This is a genomic window from Sphingomonas phyllosphaerae, from assembly GCF_036946485.1.
In the GTDB taxonomy this organism is placed as follows: Bacteria; Pseudomonadota; Alphaproteobacteria; order Sphingomonadales; family Sphingomonadaceae; genus Sphingomonas; species Sphingomonas phyllosphaerae_E.
The window spans coordinates 98,938-115,743 of the sequence record NZ_JAQIJA010000005.1; the positions used below are offsets into that span (position 1 = coordinate 98,938).

Consider the following 16,806-nt stretch of genomic DNA (forward strand, 5'->3'; position numbering starts at 1 on the left):
CAGTTTATTTTCATTCAGCGATCGGCCTCCGCGGTGGCGACCACGCTATTCTCCAGCGCCGACAGGAAGGTCTGCGCCCACCAGGTCACGTCCTGTTCCTGCACCCCGGCCATCAACCGCTCCCAACGCCGCACACGCTCCTCGCGCGGCATCCGCAGCGCCTGATAGATCGCGTCGGACACCTCTTCGGCGCTATAGGGATTGACGAGCAGCGCGTCGGTCATCTGCTCCGCCGCTCCCGCGAAGCGCGACAGCACCAGCACGCCGGGATCTTCCGGGTCCTGCGCCGCGACATATTCCTTGGCGACCAGGTTCATCCCGTCGCGCAGCGGCGTCACCAGCCCGATCTTGGCGGCGCGGTAGATGCCCGCCAGATGATCGCGCGGATAACCCTGGTTGACGTAGCGGATCGGCACCCAGTCGACGTCGGCATGGGCGCCGTTGATCCGCCCCGACAGACCTTCCAACGACTGGCGGATGCGCTGATAGCTCTCCACCGACACGCGGCTGGGCGGCGCGATCTGGAGCAGGAACACTTCCTTGCGTTCTTCGGGATGCTCGTTGAGGAAGCGCTCGTAACCGAGGAACCGCTCCTCCAGCCCCTTGGAATAATCGAGCCGGTCGACCCCGACGATCATGTCGCGGCCGTCGGCGCTGTCGCGCATCCGGCGATAAGCGAGCCGCGCCGGCACGCTCTTCGACATTTCGGCGAACTCGACCGCGTCGATCCCGATCGGGCAGGCGATCAACTCGACCTGCCGGTCGCCGAGCCGCGCGATATTGTTCTCGATCGTCGCGCCCATGTCGTGTCGCGCGAAATCGCAGAACGACTCCAGCCATTCCTCGGTATGGAAGCCGATCAGGTCATAGGCGAACAGCGACTCCCCCAGTTCGCGCGCATTGGGCAGCGTCCCCAGCAACCGCCGCGGCGGCCACGGGATGTGCAGGAAGAAACCGATCCGGTTGGTGCACCCGCGCGCGCGCAACTCCGCGCCCAGCGGGAACATGTGATAATCCTGAATCCAGATCACATCGTCCGGCTCGATCAGCGGGCGGACCGTGTCGGCGAAGCGCTGGTTGGTGCGCTTGTAGCCGCCCGCGAAGTCGCGCTCATATTCGGCCAGATCGATGCGATAGTGGAACAGCGGCCACAAGGTCCGGTTGGCGTAGCCGTCGTAATATTCCTGGACGTCCTGCTCTTCCAGATCGACCGTCGCGGTGGTGACGCCGTGATTGCGCTGGAAGTTGATATGGCCGGTGAACTGGTCGGTCTGCTCCCCCGACCAGCCGAACCACATGCCGCCGCGATCGCGCAGCGCGGCGGCGAGCGCGACCGCCAGCCCCCCCTGTGCGCCGGCGGTCGAGCCCTTGGGCGCGGTGACGCGGTTGGAGATGACGATCAGGCGATTCAACGGATACTACTCCACGGTTTACTGAGCATGGCGGCGCAGTTGATCATGCCGACCAACGAATAGGTTTGCGGATAATTTCCCCACAGCTCGCCGCTTTGCGGGTCGATGTCCTCGGACAGCAGCCCGGCGGCGGTGCAACGCGACAGCATTTCCTCGAACAACACGCGCGCCTCGTCGCTGCGCCCGGTGAGGAACAGCGCCTCGATCAGCCAGAAGGTGCAGACGTTGAACGCGGTCTCGGGCAGCCCGAAATCGTCCTCGGTATCGTAGCGCAGCATCGTCGAGCCGCGCCGCAGCCCCTTCTCGATCGCCACCAGCGTGTCGAGGAAGCGCGGATCGTCCGCTTCCAGAAAGCGCAGGTCGAGCAACTGCAGCACGCTCGCGTCGAGGTCGTCGCCCGCGAAGGTCGCCGACATTCGCCGCGTATCCTCGCGCCACGCCGCGCTCTCGATCCGGTCGCGGATCACCTGCGCGCGCTCCGACCAGAGCGCCTCGCGCTCGGGCAGCTTCAGCCGCTCGGCGGCATTGGCGAGCCGGTCGCACGCCGCCCAGCACATCGCGCTCGAATAGGTGTGGACGCTCTGCCGCGTGCGCAGCTCCCACAGCCCGGCGTCGGGCTGATCGTAATAGGCCCAGGCGCGCTCGCCGACGCGCTCCAGCGCCTCGAAATCCTCGACCCCGCTCTTGCGGAACAGCCGGTGGTCGAAGAAGGCGTGGACCGAACACAGCACGATCTGGCCGTAAGCGTCATGCTGGATCTGCTCGGCGGCCTGATTGCCGACGCGCACCGGCCCCATCCCGCGATAGCCGGCAAGCGATTCCTCGATCCGCTCGGGCAACTGCGCCTCGCCCAGCACGCCGTACAGCGGCTGGATATGCCCGCCGCGCGCGCCGTCGACGATGTTGCGAAGATAGCCGAGATAGCCCTCCAGCACGTCGAGCGCGCCGAGCCGGTTGAGCGCCTGCACCGTATAATAAGCGTCGCGGATCCAGCAGTAGCGATAGTCCCAGTTGCGCTGCGACCCGGCATGTTCGGGCACCGAGGTGGTCAGCGCGGCGACGATCGCGCCGGTTTCCTCATGCTGGCACAGTTTCAGCGTGATCGCGCAGCGGATCACCACTTCCTGCCATTCCAGCGGCACCGCCAGCCCGCGCACCCAACCCTGCCATTCCTGCGTCGTGCGGTACAGCATCAGGTCGACGGTACTGGCGAGATCGCCCTGGAAGCTCTCGTCCGGGCCGAGGAAGAAGTGCAGCGGCCGCTCGACGCGGAACGCGTGTTCGCCCTGCACCATCGCGATCGGCGCGGTGGTGGTCAGCCGCAGCGCGATCGTGTCCATCAACAGCCGCAGGTGGTTCGATCCGCCGACCTGCTCGCGGCAGCCGCCGCCCCAGCCGCAGGTCGGGCGCAGCGCGACGCGGACGCGCGGGCTGCCCGCGATCGGCCGCACGATCCGCGCAAACGCCACCGGGCGATAGGTGCGCCCTTCACGCGCGAACCGCGGACAGAAATCGATCACCTCGATCGCGCCGCCATGTGAATCCCGATGCGTGGTGACGAGGATCGGGGTGTTGCGGATATATTCCTGCTCGATCGACACGCTGTCTTCGAGGCAGATCCCCCAATAGCCGGTGTCCGGCTGCTCGCCGCCCAGCAGCGCGGAGAACAGCGGGTCGCCGTCGACGCGCGGTACGCAGCCCCAGACGAACCGTCCCTCGCGATCGACCAGCGCGCTTACCTGGCAATTGCCGATCGGCCACAGATCCAGCGTCGTCATGTCTTCTCCCTGCATGCGGCGTCGAGCCAGGCGAGCACGTCGGCGACGCCCTCGACCCGGTAGGTGGCGGCGGTGTCGCGCGCCGGGCCGACCAGCACGCCCGCGCCGCCCATTGCGGCGGCCGCGGCGAAGCCGGCCTCGTCGGTCACGTCGTCCCCCACGAACACAGGAACCGTGCGCTGCCGTAACGGTTCCCGCATCAACAGCTCGACCGCCGCGCCCTTGTCGCGCCCGGCCATCCGCAGCTCGACCACCATCTTGCCGTGCTGAAGGTGCAGGTCATGGACGGTGGCGAGCTGTTCGGCGAGCGCGGTCATCGCCTCACCGGCCTCGGGCGCGCCGCGGAAATGCAGCCCGACGCCGAACGGCTTGTCCTCGATCAGTGTCCCCGGATGCGCGGCCGCGAACGCCTGCGCCTCGGCCAGCGCAGCGTCGAGCGCGGCGGAGCGGTCGGGCGCGGTGATGCTGCCGTCGGGCGCGGCGACCTCCAGTCCATGGCTGCCCGCGATCGGCAGCGCGGCGGGCGCGACCAGCGCGCTGATCTCGTCGACCGGCCGCCCGCTGACGATCGCCACCCCGCCGGGCAAAGCGGTTCCCAGCCGCCCCAGCAACGTCGCCAGTCCGTCGGCGACCTCCACCCCGTCCGGCGTGTCGGCGATCTCGACCAGCGTCCCGTCGAAATCGAGGAACAGGCTGGCGTCGGTCAACAGCGAAGGGGGCGGCGGCAACAGGTCGGTCATGCACGCTCAAACCCGGCGCGCGCGATTTCGATGCAAGCGCGCAACGATTACCCGGCCGCCGCGACGCGCACCAGCGCCCCCGATTGCCAGCGATCGTACGCGGTGAAGAAATCGGTGAACGGTGCCTCCAGAACTGGCAACCGTTGCGCGGCAAACGCCGCCAAACCCGACACCGGCACGCTCGTAACCGACCCCAAAGCGTCACGCGCGGCACCGCAGAACCCCTGATGCGCGAAATCCTGTGCAAAAAAGTTGTACAATCGCGTCATCTGATCGTCGAACGCATCCTCCCATTGCGTGCCGCGGGAGGCCCGATATTCCTGCTGCAACGCCTTCTGCGCGCTCGCCAGCTCGACCTTACGGGTGGTGAGCATCGCATTGTATTCATTGACCATCACCGCCTGATCCGGCCCATGACACGCCAGCACCGCGACGTTCAGCGCCGCGCGCAGATGCCAGATGCTGCCCGCGCTCGACAGCCCGACATTCGGCGTCGCCCACCGCCCATCGGCCAGCCGCGCCGGTATCCGCATCCCCGCCCGCGCGCCCGCCGGCATCGGCGCTAGCGTCATCTTTACAATGGGTTGCGACGGAGGCGGCGGCGGCGCGGCAGGCGGCGTGCGCGAGCAGGCGGCGGCCAGCAGCGACGCGGCCCCGATGGCGAACAAACGCAGGCGCATCGTGAAACCCCTTTTCGAACGCGACCTTGCAGCGATCCCATCACGAAACGGTCAGCGATAGAGTCGAGCCGCTACGCCGTGCGCCAGACGGGCCGAGGCGAGTCGATGGTCTCCGGGAAAGTTCATAGCCCGCCGTCATTCGCGCGAACACGACCGTAAGCCGCTCCGCTATCTCCTTCCGTCATCCCGGATCAAGTCCGGGGCGACAACCAGGGATGTCGAGATCGAAGAAGACAGCGTGCGACGAAATCCAGCGTGTCCAAACGGTTCTACCCCACCCGCTTCTCAAACGCCTGCGCCGCTTCGGCCATCAAGGTCGCGATGATGTCGGCGATCGGTTCTTCCTTGGTGACCATGCCGACGGACTGGCCGGCCATCACGCTGCCATGCTCGACATCGCCCTCGATCACCGCACGACGCAGCGCGCCCGCCCAATAATGTTCGATCTGCAACTGCGCTTCCGCCATCGCGACGCTGCCCTCGTCGAGCGCCTGCGCGACTTCACGCTGGCGCGCCGTAAACAACTCACCGCCCGCGTTTTTCAGCGCGCGCACCGGGATCACCGGCAGCCGCGGATCGAGCTGCACGCTTGCCACCGCATCACGCGCTGAAGCCCGGATGAACGCCTTCTTGAAGTTCGGATGCGCGATGCTCTCGCTCGCACACACGAAGCGCGTGCCCAGCTGCACCCCCGCGGCCCCCATATCGAGATACCCCGCGATCGCCTCCCCGCGCCCGATCCCGCCCGCGACGAATACCGGTACGACGGCAGACAGTTCCGGCAGCATCTCCTGTGCCAGCACGCTGGTCGAAACGGGGCCGATATGCCCGCCGGCCTCCATCCCCTCGATCACCAGCGCGTCGACGCCCGAGCGGACCAGCTTCTTGGCCAGCGCCAGCGTAGGCGCGAAACAGATCGCCTTCGCCCCGCTCGCCTTGATCGCCTCCAGCGATCCCTTCGGCGGCAGCCCGCCCGCCAGCACGACATGCCCGACCTTATGGTTCGCGCACACCTCGATCAGCGCGGTCAGATCGGGGTGCATCGTGATCAGGTTCACGCCGAACGGCTTGTCGGTCAGCGCCTTGGTCGCGGCGATCTCGGCATCGAGCAGCGCCGGCGTCATCGCGCCGCACGCGATCACCCCGAACCCGCCCGCATTCGACATCGCCGAGACGAGGTGCCGCTCCGACACCCACGACATCGCGCCGGCCATGATCGCCACCTCGCTGCCGAGGAAATGCGCCCCGCGCTCCATGCGTGCAACGAGGCGCTTTTCTCCGGCGGTCGAGGCGGAAACGGCCGGCGCAGCGGCGGTCAAGGTGTCGGTCATCGCCCCTGACTAGGCGGGGCGTCGATCGCTGGCAACATAGCCAGTCGATCACTGCGCCTGCAATCGTTCTCACTAATCGAAATTATGCGCGAAGAACGGCAGCGATCCGTACTTTTCCGCACCCCGCAGACGTGTCACGTTCCTGTCATAAGAATGAGGATGAGGACCCTGAAAATGACCGCCGGTTATAATTTCTCGACGCGCCGCCGCTTTGCCACGTTGGCGGGCCTGGTCGTCGCGAGTTGGGGCGTGATCGCGGTGACGATCGACGCGATGGTGCACCTGACGCGCTGACGCGGAACCGTCACCGATCGGCCATCTCGCCGTCACCGCGGCGAGACAGGCGCGTCACATGAAGGCGGCATAGCGGCGGCGAGGGAGAGCCGCTCATGTCGCCGATCGCCGCCACGCTCGCGCCCGTCTCCGGGCATATCGCAGACGTCACCGATCTGTTCGATTTCGCGCACTCGCGCCCGCACCGCCCGGAGGAGCCGGCCGGCGAGCGCCGCCGCTATCGCACCATCTGGATCAGCGACGTGCACCTCGGCACGCGCGGCTGCAACGCGGACATGCTGATCGACTTCCTCGACCATGTCGACAGCGACACCATGTATCTGGTCGGCGACATCGTCGACGGCTGGCAGCTCAAGAAGCGCTTCTACTGGCCCGCCGCGCACAACGACGTGATCTGGCGGCTGATGAAGCGCGCGCGACGCGGCACGCGGATGATCTACATCCCCGGCAATCACGACGAGATGTTCCGCCAGTTCGCGGGGCTCGATTTCGGCGGGATCAAGATCCGGCGCAAGGCGGTGCACGAGACCGCCGATGGCCGCCGCCTGCTGGTGCTCCACGGCGACGAATTCGACGCGATCACCCTGTCGCATCGCTGGCTCGCGCATGTCGGCGACGCCGCCTATACCGCGCTGATGACGCTCAACCGCGCGGTCAGCGCGGTGCGCCGCAAGTTCGGGATGCCCTATTGGTCGCTCAGCAAGCACGCCAAGGCCAAGGTCAAGAACGCGGTGGCCTTCATCTCGCGCTTCGAAGAGATCGTCGCCGAAGCGGCGGGCAGCCGCGGGGTCGACGGCGTGGTGTGCGGACACATCCACACCGCCGAGATGCGTGACATCGCCGGGGTCGCTTATTACAACGACGGCGATTGGGTGGAAGGGTGCAACGCCTTGGTCGAACATTTCGACGGCACGATGGAAATCCTCAACTGGGGCGACGAGATCGCGCGCCGCGAGGCAACACCCGTCACGGCGCTTGCCGCCTGACGCGATGCGGATCGCGATCGTCACCGATGCCTGGGCGCCGCAGGTCAACGGGGTGGTCCGCACACTGGAGAATGTGATCGCGGAACTGCGTGGCGACGGGCATGAGGTGCTGGTCGTTTCGCCTGCCGACGCCCCGTCGATCCCCTGCCCCACCTACCCCGAAATCCGGCTCGCGTTCATGCCGCCCGCCACGATCGGACGGCGGATCACCCGCTTCGGCGCGGAAGCGGTGCATATCGCCACCGAGGGACCGCTCGGCGTCGCGGCGCGGCGCTGGTGCCTGTCGCGCCGTCTGCCGTTCACCACCGCCTATCACACCCAATTCCCCGATTATGTCGCGGCGCGTACCGGTGCGAACCCGGAGTGGATCTGGCGCTATGTCCGCTGGTTCCACACCCCCGCCGCCGCGGTGCTCGCCTCGACACCGACGATCGAGCGCGCGCTGAACGCCCACGGCCTGACCCGCATTCGTCGTTGGGGGCGCGGCGTCGCGCCGCTGTTCCGTGCCGAGGGCGAGCGCAACGCCGTGATGGCCGCGCTTGCCGGTCCGGTGCTGCTCCATGTCGGGCGCGTCGCGGTGGAGAAGAACATCGCCGCCTTCCTCGCCGCCGACGTGCCCGGCACGAAGGTGGTGGTCGGTGACGGCCCGGCGCGCGCCGCGCTCGAGCGCCAACATCCCGATGCGATCTTCCTCGGTGCCTTGTTCGGAGAGACGCTCGCCGCTGCCTATCGCGCCGCCGATGTGCTGGTCTTCCCCAGCCGAACCGATACCTTCGGATTGGTGATGATCGAGGCGCTGGCGTGCGGCACGCCGGTTGCCGCCTTCCCGGTCCCCGGCCCGGTCGACGTCCTGACGCCTGCGACCGGCGCAATGGACGAGGACCTGCCCGCCGCGATCGCCCGCGCGCTGACGCTCGACCGCGCCGACTGCGCCGCGGCGGGCGCGCGCTTCACCTGGCCGGCGAGCGCGCGGCAGTTCTTGGACGCGCTGCAACCCTTCGGCGCTGCGCTCGCCCGCGCTGCATGAGCGCGCGCTTGCCCTAACGCGCGCCACGCACTAAGTCCCTAGGTAACAGGCGGCCGCTCCGGGAAGGGGCGGCCCTTTGCATTTATGGAGACTGTCCGCATGGCCCAGCCGCTCATGCCCCACGCGACCGCCTCGTGGCTCGTCGACAATACCGCGCTGTCCTTCGAGCAGATCGCCGATTTCTGCGGGCTGCACATCCTCGAGGTGCAGGCGATCGCCGACGACACCGCCGCGACCAAGCTGACCGGGCGCGATCCGGTCCGCGCGCACGAGCTGACGCAGGACGAGATCGACAAGGCGCAGGCCAACCCGAACTACCGCATGACGATGACCAAGGGGCCGGAGCAGGTGCGCCGCACCAAGGGCCCGCGCTACACGCCGGTCAGCAAGCGGCAGGACAAGCCCGACGGCATCGCCTGGATCATCCGCAACCACCCGGAGATTTCGGACGGCGCGATCAGCAACCTGATCGGCACGACGCGCACGACGATCGCGGCGATCCGCGACCGCAGCCATTGGAACATCGGCAACATCACGCCGAAGGACCCGGTGACGCTGGGCCTGACCACGCAGCGCGAACTGGACGCGGCGGTCAACAAGGCGGCCAAGGCGGCCGGCATCGAGCAGGCGCCGACCGACACGCGCCTCGACGGCGATCGCGAGGCGCTGATCGCGTCGCTGCGCGCGCAGCGCGAGCAGGCCGCGCGCGACGCCGAGAATGGCATCGAGAGCGACGCCCCGGCGCGCCCGGCGTTCGAGGACCCGTTCCGCCGCTGATCTCTGAACGTTAGGAACGTCCCGTCGTCCCGGACTTGATCCGGGACCCCGCTTCTTCCTGCCGTCAGCTGACAAAAATACAGCGGGCCCCGGATCAAGTCCGGGGCGACAAGGTAATTATTTCGTCATTGCGAGCGAAGCGAAGCAATCCAGCGCCGGATCAGGACGCCCTGGATTGCTTCGCTTCGCTTGCAATGACGACGCGGGGGCGGGCAATGCTCCGCCCCCGCCCCCCTCAGATCGCCCCCGAGAAGGTGTCGCACACCCCCGGGTTGCCGTTGCTCTCGATCCCGCGCCGCAACCACGCCTGCCGCTGCGCCGAGGTGCCGTGCGTGAAGCTGTCGGGCACCACGCGCCCCTGCGCCTCACGCTGCAACGTGTCGTCGCCGATCGCCTGCGCCGCGCGCATCCCTTCCTCGACATCGCCCGGATCGAGCCGGTCGCGGTTCAGCGACGCCCAGACGCCGGCATAGCAATCCGCCTGCAACTCCAGCCGCACCGACAGCGCGTTGCCCTCCGCCTCGCTCGCGCGCCGCTGCGCCTGCTGGACCTCCGTCGAGGTGCCGAGCAGATTCTGGATATGGTGCCCGAACTCATGCGCGATCACATAATATTGCGCGAAGTCGCCGCCGGCCTTGTACTTGTTCGCCAGCTCATCAAAGAAGCTGGTGTCGAGATAGATGCCGCGATCGGTCGGGCAATAGAATGGCCCCATCGCCGACATCGCCGCGCCACAACCCGACCGGCCACTCCCGCTGAAGAATTGCAGCTTCGGCGGGCTGAACTGCTGATTCTCGCGCGCGAAGATTTTTTCCCACGTATTCTGCGCATTGCTGAACGCACGACAGGTATCGCGGCGCGCGGTCGAGGCGTCGCAGACCTGTTGCACCGTTTCGCTCGACGGGGCGCTCACCTGCGGGGCAGTGCCGCTGCCCCCGCCGAGCAGCCCGCCGAGATTGCCGAGCCCGCCGACCACCGCGAGCAATAGCAGCACCACCACGATCCCGCCGCACCCAAATCGGCTGCCGATCATCGGCAGCAATCCCAAAAGAAATCCGCCGCCGCCCCCGCCGCCTAGCCCGCCACCGCCGCGGGCCTCGCCGACGTTGATATCATTGTCATAATCGTCGAGCCGCATGGAAAGCCTCCCCTGCAAAGGCTGGTCGTTACCGTCGCGGTATGAATGCGTGCACCCCGCTGCGGGTTGCAACCGCTGCGCCGCTCGCCGATTGGTGCCCGACACACGGCAGCGAAAGGCCCGGCAATGTTCCTGAACGGCAAGAGCGCGATCGTCACCGGATCGACCTCGGGCATCGGACTGGCGGTGGCGCGCGCGCTGGCCGAGGCGGGCGCGCATGTCATGCTCAACGGCTTCGGAGATGCCGAGGCGATCGAGAAAGCGCGCGCCAGCGTCGCCGCGCTCGGTTCAGGCGAAGTGTTGTACGACGCCGCCGACGTCGGGGACCCCGCCGCCATCGCAGCGCTGGTGACGCGCGCGCACGATGCCTGGGGCGGCCCGGACATCATCGTCAACAATGCCGGCATCCAGCACGTCTGCGGCATCGCTGATTTCCCGCCCGAGAAGTGGGACGCGATCCTCGCGCTCAACCTGACCGGACCGTTCCACATGATGCGCGCCGCGGTGCCGCACATGCGCGCGCGCGGCTGGGGGCGGATCGTTTCGACCGCTTCGGCGCACAGTCTGGTCGCCAGCCCCAACAAGTCCGCGTATGTCGCCGCCAAGCACGGGCTGGTCGGGTTGACCAAGACCGTCGCGCTGGAGACCGCCCAGCAGGGCATCACGGTCAATTGCATCTCGCCCGGTTATGTCTGGACGCCGCTGGTCGAACAGCAAATCCCGGACACGATGAAGGCGCGCGGGCTGACGCGCGAACAGGTGATCGACGACGTGCTGCTCGCCGCGCAGCCGACCAAGGAGTTCGTCACCCCCGAACAGGTCGCGGCGCTCGCCTTGTTCCTGTGCCGCGACGAGGCAAAGGCAATCACCGGTGCGAACCTGTCGGTCGATGGCGGCTGGACCGCGGCGTGAAGCGCGTCGCCGGCGCGCTGCTCCTCTGCCTTGCCGGATGCGGCGCGCCGCCACCCGCCGCAGTCACCGCGGCCCCGCCCGCGCCGGACGCTTTGGCCACCGCACCCGACTGGCGGCGGCTCGCCACGTCCGCCGATCGCGACCGCTTGCGGCGCTGGTATGAAGCATGGACGCAGGCATTGGCGCAGGCGCGTCCGATCGCCGCGGCCGATCTCGCCGCGCAGGGGGCGCTGTTCACGATCGACGCCGCGCTCGACGATGCGGTGCCGCCGATCGGTGCTTATCGCTGCCGCACGTTCAAGCTGGGCCGCAAGGGCAAAACCGGTGCCCCTTTTACCGCTTATGGATGGTTCGATTGCCGGATCACGGTCGCGGCCGGCGGCGCGGCGCAACTGGTCAAGCTGACCGGCTCGCAGCGGCAGGTCGGGCTGCTTTATCGCGCCGACCCGACCCGCGCGGCGTTCCTCGGGACGTTGATGCTCGGCGACGAGTCACGCGCTTATGGCTATGGCGCCGACGCGACCCGCGACGTCGCCGGCTGGATGGAACGGATCGGCCGGCGCCGCTGGCGGCTGGTGATGCCCTATCCGGCGTTTGAGTCGACGCTCGACGTGCTGGAACTAGTGCCGGCCGCGTGACCACCGCCCCATGTTCGATCCGGGGCGACGACCGGCGCTAATCGCGTTTTCCCGGCGTACTCACCGGCGCCTCGACCGGCACCACGCCGTCGATCGGCGGCAGCGTCGCCAGATATTCCCTCCCGGTCTGCTCGATCACCGTCACCGCCTGCGGCTGCGCGGCGATCACCGCGCGCAGATAGCCGCTCGGTTTCTTCATCAGCTTCGGAAACTCGACCAGCGTCAGCCCCGACCGGCGCGCCGCCTCGCGCACGAAGGTCACGCAATTGCGCTTGTTGAGATTGTAGGTCGCATCCCCGGTCCGCTCGTCCCATGCACGGATCAGCGCGACGATCGCGCCATATTGGGCGTCGGTCAGCGTGCGGGAGAAGCGGACGTGGCTGCCCGCCATATAGCCGGGCTTCGGCCGCTCGACCCGCCCCGCGACATTGCCGAACAGGATCGCCGGGGTCAGCGACCGCGCGGTGAAGCCATAAGCCGCATCGACCGGCACGCCGCCCGCATCGGGTGTCCCGCGCAGCATGAAGAAGGCGTGCGGGAAGCTGTTTCCGAAATCGCGGCTCCAGAAGGTAATCGTCACCGCCGCCTGCGCCGGCCATGCCGCGAACGCGACCAGCAGCAGCGTCAGCCGCGCCAGCCAGCGTCGCGGCCGCCGGTCAGGCACCCGCGACGGTCAATCGTTCGAGCTGATCGTCGCTCAGCCGGATCGCGGTCGCGCCGAGCAATTCCTCGACCTGCAGCGCCGAGGTGGCGCTCGCGATCGGCGCGGTGACACCCGGCTGTGCGATCAGCCACGCCAGCGCGATCTGCGCGAGCGTCGCGCCGCTCTCCGCTGCGACCGCATCCATCGTCTCGAGCACGGCCGCGCCCTTGCCCTCGAGCAGGTCGCCCATCCGCGCCCCGCGCACGCTTTTCGAAAGATCGTCCTTCGTCCGGTACTTGCCGGTCAGGAACCCCGACGCCAGTCCATAATAGGGCACGACGCCGACATTCTCGGTGACGCAATAGTCCTGCAGTTCGCCTTCGAACTGGTGGCGGCTGACCAGATTATATTCGGGCTGAAGCACCTGATAATGCGGCAGCGCCGCCACACGCGCGCGCTCGATCGCCGACTTGAGCCGGGCGGCATGGAAATTGGACGCGCCCAGCACGCGTACCTTGCCCGCCTGCACCAACCGGGCGAACGCCTCGGCGACCGCCTCCTGCGGCTGGTCGTCATCGTCCTGATGCGCGAAATACAGGTCGATCCGGTCTGTGCCGAGCCGCTTCAGCGATGCCTCGCACGCCGCCACGATCCGCGTCGGCGCCAGCTTCTCGCCGCCCTCGCCCGGCAGCATCCCGACCTTCGTGGCAAGCAGCACCCGGTCGCGCAGACCACGATCGCGCAGCCAGTCGCCGATCATCGTCTCCGACTCACCACCATGGTGGCCGTCGACCCAGGCGGAATACACGTCAGCGGTGTCGATCATCGTCCCGCCGCCCGCAACGAATGCGTCGAGCACCGCGAACGATGCATCGCGATCCGCGGTCCAACCGAAAACGTTGCCGCCGAGTACCAGCGGCGTGATCCGCAGTTCGGATGCGCCGAGGCGTCGCTTGTCGGTCATCACGATCTTCCGGCTGGAGGAACCGCCGCGGCTGCGCTCAACCGCGGCGGCAGTCACATCAGTTCTTATCGCGCAGATCCTCGCCCGCGCGCACCATCGCGTTGCCGGTCGCGTCGGCGGCGCGGTCGCCGGTGTTCTTCAGCGCGTCGCCGGTCCGGTCGAGGCTGTTCTCGGCCTTGTCGAGCGCGCGATCGGTCGCGGCATCGACGTCGTTGACCGCGTTCGACGTGGTGGCGGCGGTGTCCGCGGCGATCGCATTGCCCGCCTCGGCGGTCTCGTTCTGCGCGCGCTCGCTGCACGCGGCGAGGCCCAGCGCGGTGGCGGCGATCAGGCCGGTGGTGAAAAGACGCTTCATCGGGTTTCTCCCTGTTTTGTTACGCCGGCAAAATAGCCGCAGCGGCAAGGCGAACGAAACATGCAGGAAAAAGGTTCATCGCGCCTCTTGCGTTGACCCATATAAAGATATCTTTATATGTGGTGCCATGAAGCTGGCTCTCGACATCTTCCGTGCGCTTGCCGACGAATCGCGGCTGCGGATCGTGGCGCTTCTCGGCGCGATGGAATTATCGGTCGGCGAACTGGCGCAGGTGCTGGGGCAAAGCCAGCCCCGCGTCTCGCGCCACGTCAAGATTCTCTGCGATGCCGGGCTGGCGGAACGCCGCAAGGAAGGCAGCTGGGTGTTCGTCGCGCTGGGTGAGCGCGCACGTGTCACCCCCGTGCTGGCGGCGCTCGACGCTTATGGCGTCGCGGGCGAGGTCGAAGCCGATATCGCACGGCTGTCCGCGGTGCGCGCCGATCGTGCGGCCGCGGCCGCGGCGTGGTTCGAGGCCCATGCCGGCGAATGGGACGCGATCCGCTCGCTGCATGTCGCGGAGGACCAGGTCGAGGCCGCGATGCGCACGCTGCTCGGCAATGCGCCGCTCGGCCGGTTGATCGATATCGGCACCGGCACCGGAAGGATGATCGAGCTGTTCGCCCCCGCCGCGACCCACGTGCTCGGCATCGACAAGAGCAGCGAGATGCTGCGGCTGGCGCGCGCGCGGGTCGGAGAGCAGGCCGAGTTGCGGCAAGCCGATCTTTACGCCTTGCCGGTAGCGGACGGCGGCGTCGATGTCGCGATCCTCCACCACGTCCTGCATTTCGCGCAGCAGCCCGGGGCGGCGATCGCGGAAGCGGCGCGCGTCCTCGATGACTATGGCCGCTTGCTGATCGCCGATTTCGCCAGCCACGATCGCGAGGAGTTGCGCGCGCGTGACGCGCACACCCGGCTCGGTTTCGCGGATGCGCAGATCGCGGGCTGGTTCGAGAAGGCGGGGCTGGCGCTGGAGCGGGTCGAAACGCTCGAGGGCGGCGAACTGACGGTGAAATTGTGGCTCGGGCGCAAGCAAGGCGTGCCGGTGCGGGAGGTGAAGGCGGCATGACGTTCTCGGTCAATCAGCTCGAAGAGGCGCGACGTGCGCTGGAAGCGCCGCTCTACGCCGACGTCGGCGGTGACGTGGAGGTCAGCTTCGAATTCTCGCCGCCCAAGACCGACAAGGCCGAGGAGAATCTCTGGCAGTCGATCGAGACGCTCTGCCCGCTGAACCCGCGCTTCCTGTCCGTCACCTATGGCGCGGGCGGCTCGACCCGCGACCGAACCCACGCCACCGTTGCGCGGATCGCGCGCGAAACCAACGTGCCCGCCGCCGCGCACCTCACCTGCGTCGAAGCGACGCGCGCGGAGATCGACGCGGTCGCGCAGGAATATTGGGCAGCGGGCGTGCGCCACATCGTCGCGCTGCGCGGCGATCCGCCCGCGGGTGCCGCCGATTACGCCCCGCATCCGGGCGGTTACGAGAATGCCGCCGCTTTGGTCGAGGGGCTGCGTCGGCTGCACCCATTCGAAATTTCGGTCGCGGCCTATCCGGAAATGCACCCGAACTCGGCCGACCTCGCCGCCGATCTCGACAATCTCAAGCGCAAGCTGGACGCGGGCGCCAACCGCGCGATCACGCAATTCTTCTTCGAGCCCGAAACCTTCTTCCGCTATCGCGACGCCGCCGGGGCGGCCGGGATCAGCGCGGAGATCGTCCCGGGCATCATGCCGATCGGCAGCTTCGCCGGGGTCACGCGCATGGCGACGATGTGCAACACCGACGTGCCGGGCTGGCTGGTGCGGCTGTTCGAGGGGCTCGACGACCATCCCGCCGCGCGCCAGCTGGTCGCCGCGACCGTCGCCGCCGAACTGTGCCGCAAGCTCTATGCCGGCGGAGTTAAGCAGCTCCACTTCTACACCATGAACAAGGCGGAGCTGAGCTTCGCCATCTGTCACCTGCTGGGCGTCCGCACGCGCCCGGCGCAGGAAAGGGCGGCGGCATGACCATTCGCGAGACCTTCAACGCCGAGGCGGCCAAGCGCATCCTCATCACCGACGGCGCGTTCGGCACCGAGATCCAGAACTGGAAGCTGTCGGAGGCCGATTATGCCGGCACGTTGACGCTGGGCCACGACCAGAAGGGCAACAACGACATCCTCGCGCTGACCAAGCCCGAGGTGCCCGAGGCGATCCACCGCGCCTATTTCGAGGCCGGGGCGGACATCGCCGAAACCAACACCTTCTCGGCGAACCGCATCAGCCAGGCCGATTACGGCGCCGAAGGGCTGGTGCGCGAGATCAACGTCGAAAGCGCGAAGCTCGCGCGCCGCATCGCCGACGAATATCAGGCCAAGGACGGCCGCCCGCGCTTCGTGGCGGGCGCGATCGGCCCGACCAACAAGACGTTGTCCCTGTCGCCGGACGTCAACGATCCCGGCTATCGCGAGATCGACTTCGATTATCTGAAGGACGTCTACCGCGAGCAGATCGATGCGCTGGTCGAGGGCGGCGCGGACTTCGTGCTGATCGAGACGGTGTTCGACACGCTCAACGCCAAGGCCGGGATCATGGCCGCGATCGAGGCCGGCGAGGCGCTGGGCCGCGACCTGCCGATCATGCTGTCGATGACGCTCACCGATTTGTCGGGACGCAATCTGTCGGGGCATACTGTCGAGGCGTTCTGGCACGCGGTGCGCCATGCCAAGCCGCTGACGATCGGGCTGAACTGCTCGTTCGGTGCCGAGCAATTGCGCCCGCATGTGAAGACGCTGAGCGAACTCTGCGACACGCTCATCATGGTCTATCCCAACGCCGGGCTGCCCAACGAACTGGGCGCCTATGACGAGGCGCCGGAGACGACCGCCGGGCTGGTCGGCGAATGGGCGTTCGCAGGGCAGGTCAACGTGCTCGGCGGCTGCTGCGGCTCGACCCCCGCGCACATCAAGGCGATCGCCGATCATGTGCGCGGCATGACTCCGCGCAAGGTCGCGGTGCCCGCCGTCCGCACACGGCTGGCGGGGCTGGAGCCGTTCACGATGGCGGCATAGCGCCACTAAGCCCTCTCCCCTGCGGGGAGAGGGTTGGGTGAGGGGCCGCCACAGGCGCTTCGCTCGGTGAGACACAGCCCCTCT

Annotated in this window: 17 protein-coding genes; 8 read left to right on the forward strand and 9 right to left on the reverse strand. The window is 67.9% G+C overall.

Going from position 1 to position 16,806, the window contains the following annotated elements; all coding sequences use genetic code 11:
• Window positions 1–14: 14 nt before the first annotated feature.
• From PGN16_RS09015 to PGN16_RS09035, 5 genes are all read right to left on the reverse strand, one after another.
• Window positions 15–1,412 (reverse strand): alpha,alpha-trehalose-phosphate synthase (UDP-forming), encoded by a 1,398-nt coding sequence (locus PGN16_RS09015; RefSeq protein ID WP_335309077.1) that lies wholly within the window; start codon window positions 1,410–1,412, stop codon window positions 15–17.
• On the reverse strand, window positions 1,409–3,190 hold the full coding sequence (locus PGN16_RS09020) for a glycoside hydrolase family 15 protein (RefSeq protein ID WP_335309078.1): 1,782 nt from the start codon (window positions 3,188–3,190) through the stop codon (window positions 1,409–1,411). Before PGN16_RS09020 ends, PGN16_RS09015 begins: the two co-directional genes overlap by 4 nt.
• On the reverse strand, window positions 3,187–3,930 hold the full coding sequence (otsB, locus tag PGN16_RS09025) for a trehalose-phosphatase (RefSeq protein ID WP_335309079.1): 744 nt from the start codon (window positions 3,928–3,930) through the stop codon (window positions 3,187–3,189). The genes PGN16_RS09020 and otsB overlap by 4 nt, the downstream gene beginning before the upstream one ends.
• A gap of 47 nt (window positions 3,931–3,977) precedes the next feature.
• Window positions 3,978–4,610, reverse strand: a complete 633-nt coding sequence (locus tag PGN16_RS09030; RefSeq protein WP_335309080.1) for a hypothetical protein — start codon at window positions 4,608–4,610, stop codon at window positions 3,978–3,980.
• A 269-nt stretch (window positions 4,611–4,879) separates the two neighbouring features.
• The gene (locus tag PGN16_RS09035; protein ID WP_443019609.1) at window positions 4,880–5,941 is read right to left on the reverse strand and encodes an NAD(P)H-dependent flavin oxidoreductase; all 1,062 of its coding nucleotides are present in this window, start codon (window positions 5,939–5,941) and stop codon (window positions 4,880–4,882) included.
• 389 nt (window positions 5,942–6,330) lie between these two features.
• Between PGN16_RS09035 and PGN16_RS09040 the strand changes: the two genes are divergently transcribed.
• The 3 genes from PGN16_RS09040 to PGN16_RS09050 all read left to right on the forward strand — a co-directional run bounded on the left by PGN16_RS09040 (window position 6,331) and on the right by PGN16_RS09050 (window position 9,025).
• Window positions 6,331–7,221, forward strand: coding sequence for a UDP-2,3-diacylglucosamine diphosphatase (locus tag PGN16_RS09040; protein WP_335309081.1), 891 nt, complete (start codon window positions 6,331–6,333; stop codon window positions 7,219–7,221).
• Between the two features lie 4 nt (window positions 7,222–7,225).
• Complete coding sequence (locus PGN16_RS09045) at window positions 7,226–8,248, forward strand: glycosyltransferase family 4 protein (protein WP_335309082.1); 1,023 nt, start codon at window positions 7,226–7,228, stop codon at window positions 8,246–8,248.
• Window positions 8,249–8,347: 99 nt separating this feature from the next.
• A complete protein-coding gene (locus PGN16_RS09050; protein WP_335309083.1) occupies window positions 8,348–9,025 on the forward strand; it encodes a DUF1013 domain-containing protein in 678 nt (225 codons plus the stop codon).
• 235 nt (window positions 9,026–9,260) lie between these two features.
• Here PGN16_RS09050 and ypfJ read toward each other — a convergent pair whose 3' ends face one another.
• Window positions 9,261–10,163 carry a KPN_02809 family neutral zinc metallopeptidase gene (gene ypfJ / locus PGN16_RS09055; RefSeq protein ID WP_335309084.1) on the reverse strand — a complete coding sequence of 301 codons (903 nt, stop codon included), beginning with the start codon at window positions 10,161–10,163 and terminating at the stop codon, window positions 9,261–9,263.
• A gap of 126 nt (window positions 10,164–10,289) precedes the next feature.
• On the opposite strand from ypfJ, the gene PGN16_RS09060 reads away from it, so the two are divergent.
• Together PGN16_RS09060 and PGN16_RS09065 are read left to right on the forward strand one after the other, a co-directional pair.
• Window positions 10,290–11,075: a 3-hydroxybutyrate dehydrogenase gene (locus PGN16_RS09060; protein ID WP_335309085.1), complete on the forward strand. Its 786-nt coding sequence runs from the start codon at window positions 10,290–10,292 to the stop codon at window positions 11,073–11,075.
• A complete protein-coding gene (locus PGN16_RS09065) occupies window positions 11,072–11,713 on the forward strand; it encodes a DUF4893 domain-containing protein (RefSeq protein WP_335309086.1) in 642 nt (213 codons plus the stop codon). Before PGN16_RS09060 ends, PGN16_RS09065 begins: the two co-directional genes overlap by 4 nt.
• A 37-nt stretch (window positions 11,714–11,750) precedes the next feature.
• Here PGN16_RS09065 and PGN16_RS09070 read toward each other — a convergent pair whose 3' ends face one another.
• The 3 genes from PGN16_RS09070 to PGN16_RS09080 are packed head-to-tail and all read right to left on the reverse strand — an operon-like array spanning window position 11,751 to window position 13,675.
• Window positions 11,751–12,377 carry a hypothetical protein gene (locus PGN16_RS09070; RefSeq protein WP_335309087.1) on the reverse strand — a complete coding sequence of 209 codons (627 nt, stop codon included), beginning with the start codon at window positions 12,375–12,377 and terminating at the stop codon, window positions 11,751–11,753.
• Window positions 12,370–13,320 carry an aldo/keto reductase gene (locus tag PGN16_RS09075; protein ID WP_335309088.1) on the reverse strand — a complete coding sequence of 317 codons (951 nt, stop codon included), beginning with the start codon at window positions 13,318–13,320 and terminating at the stop codon, window positions 12,370–12,372. Before PGN16_RS09075 ends, PGN16_RS09070 begins: the two co-directional genes overlap by 8 nt.
• 58 nt (window positions 13,321–13,378) lie before the next feature.
• The gene (locus PGN16_RS09080) at window positions 13,379–13,675 is read right to left on the reverse strand and encodes a hypothetical protein (protein ID WP_335309089.1); all 297 of its coding nucleotides are present in this window, start codon (window positions 13,673–13,675) and stop codon (window positions 13,379–13,381) included.
• Window positions 13,676–13,802: 127 nt separating this feature from the next.
• On the opposite strand from PGN16_RS09080, the gene PGN16_RS09085 reads away from it, so the two are divergent.
• From PGN16_RS09085 to PGN16_RS09095, 3 genes are read left to right on the forward strand one after another with little or no spacing between them, the layout of a single operon-like run.
• Window positions 13,803–14,741: an ArsR/SmtB family transcription factor gene (locus PGN16_RS09085; RefSeq protein WP_335309090.1), complete on the forward strand. Its 939-nt coding sequence runs from the start codon at window positions 13,803–13,805 to the stop codon at window positions 14,739–14,741.
• Window positions 14,738–15,679 (forward strand): methylenetetrahydrofolate reductase [NAD(P)H], encoded by a 942-nt coding sequence (gene metF, locus PGN16_RS09090; protein ID WP_335309091.1) that lies wholly within the window; start codon window positions 14,738–14,740, stop codon window positions 15,677–15,679. The genes PGN16_RS09085 and metF overlap by 4 nt, the downstream gene beginning before the upstream one ends.
• Entirely contained in the window at window positions 15,676–16,722 is a 1,047-nt protein-coding gene (locus PGN16_RS09095) for a homocysteine S-methyltransferase family protein (protein WP_335309092.1), read from the forward strand. The genes metF and PGN16_RS09095 overlap by 4 nt, the downstream gene beginning before the upstream one ends.
• Window positions 16,723–16,806 lie beyond the last annotated feature (84 nt).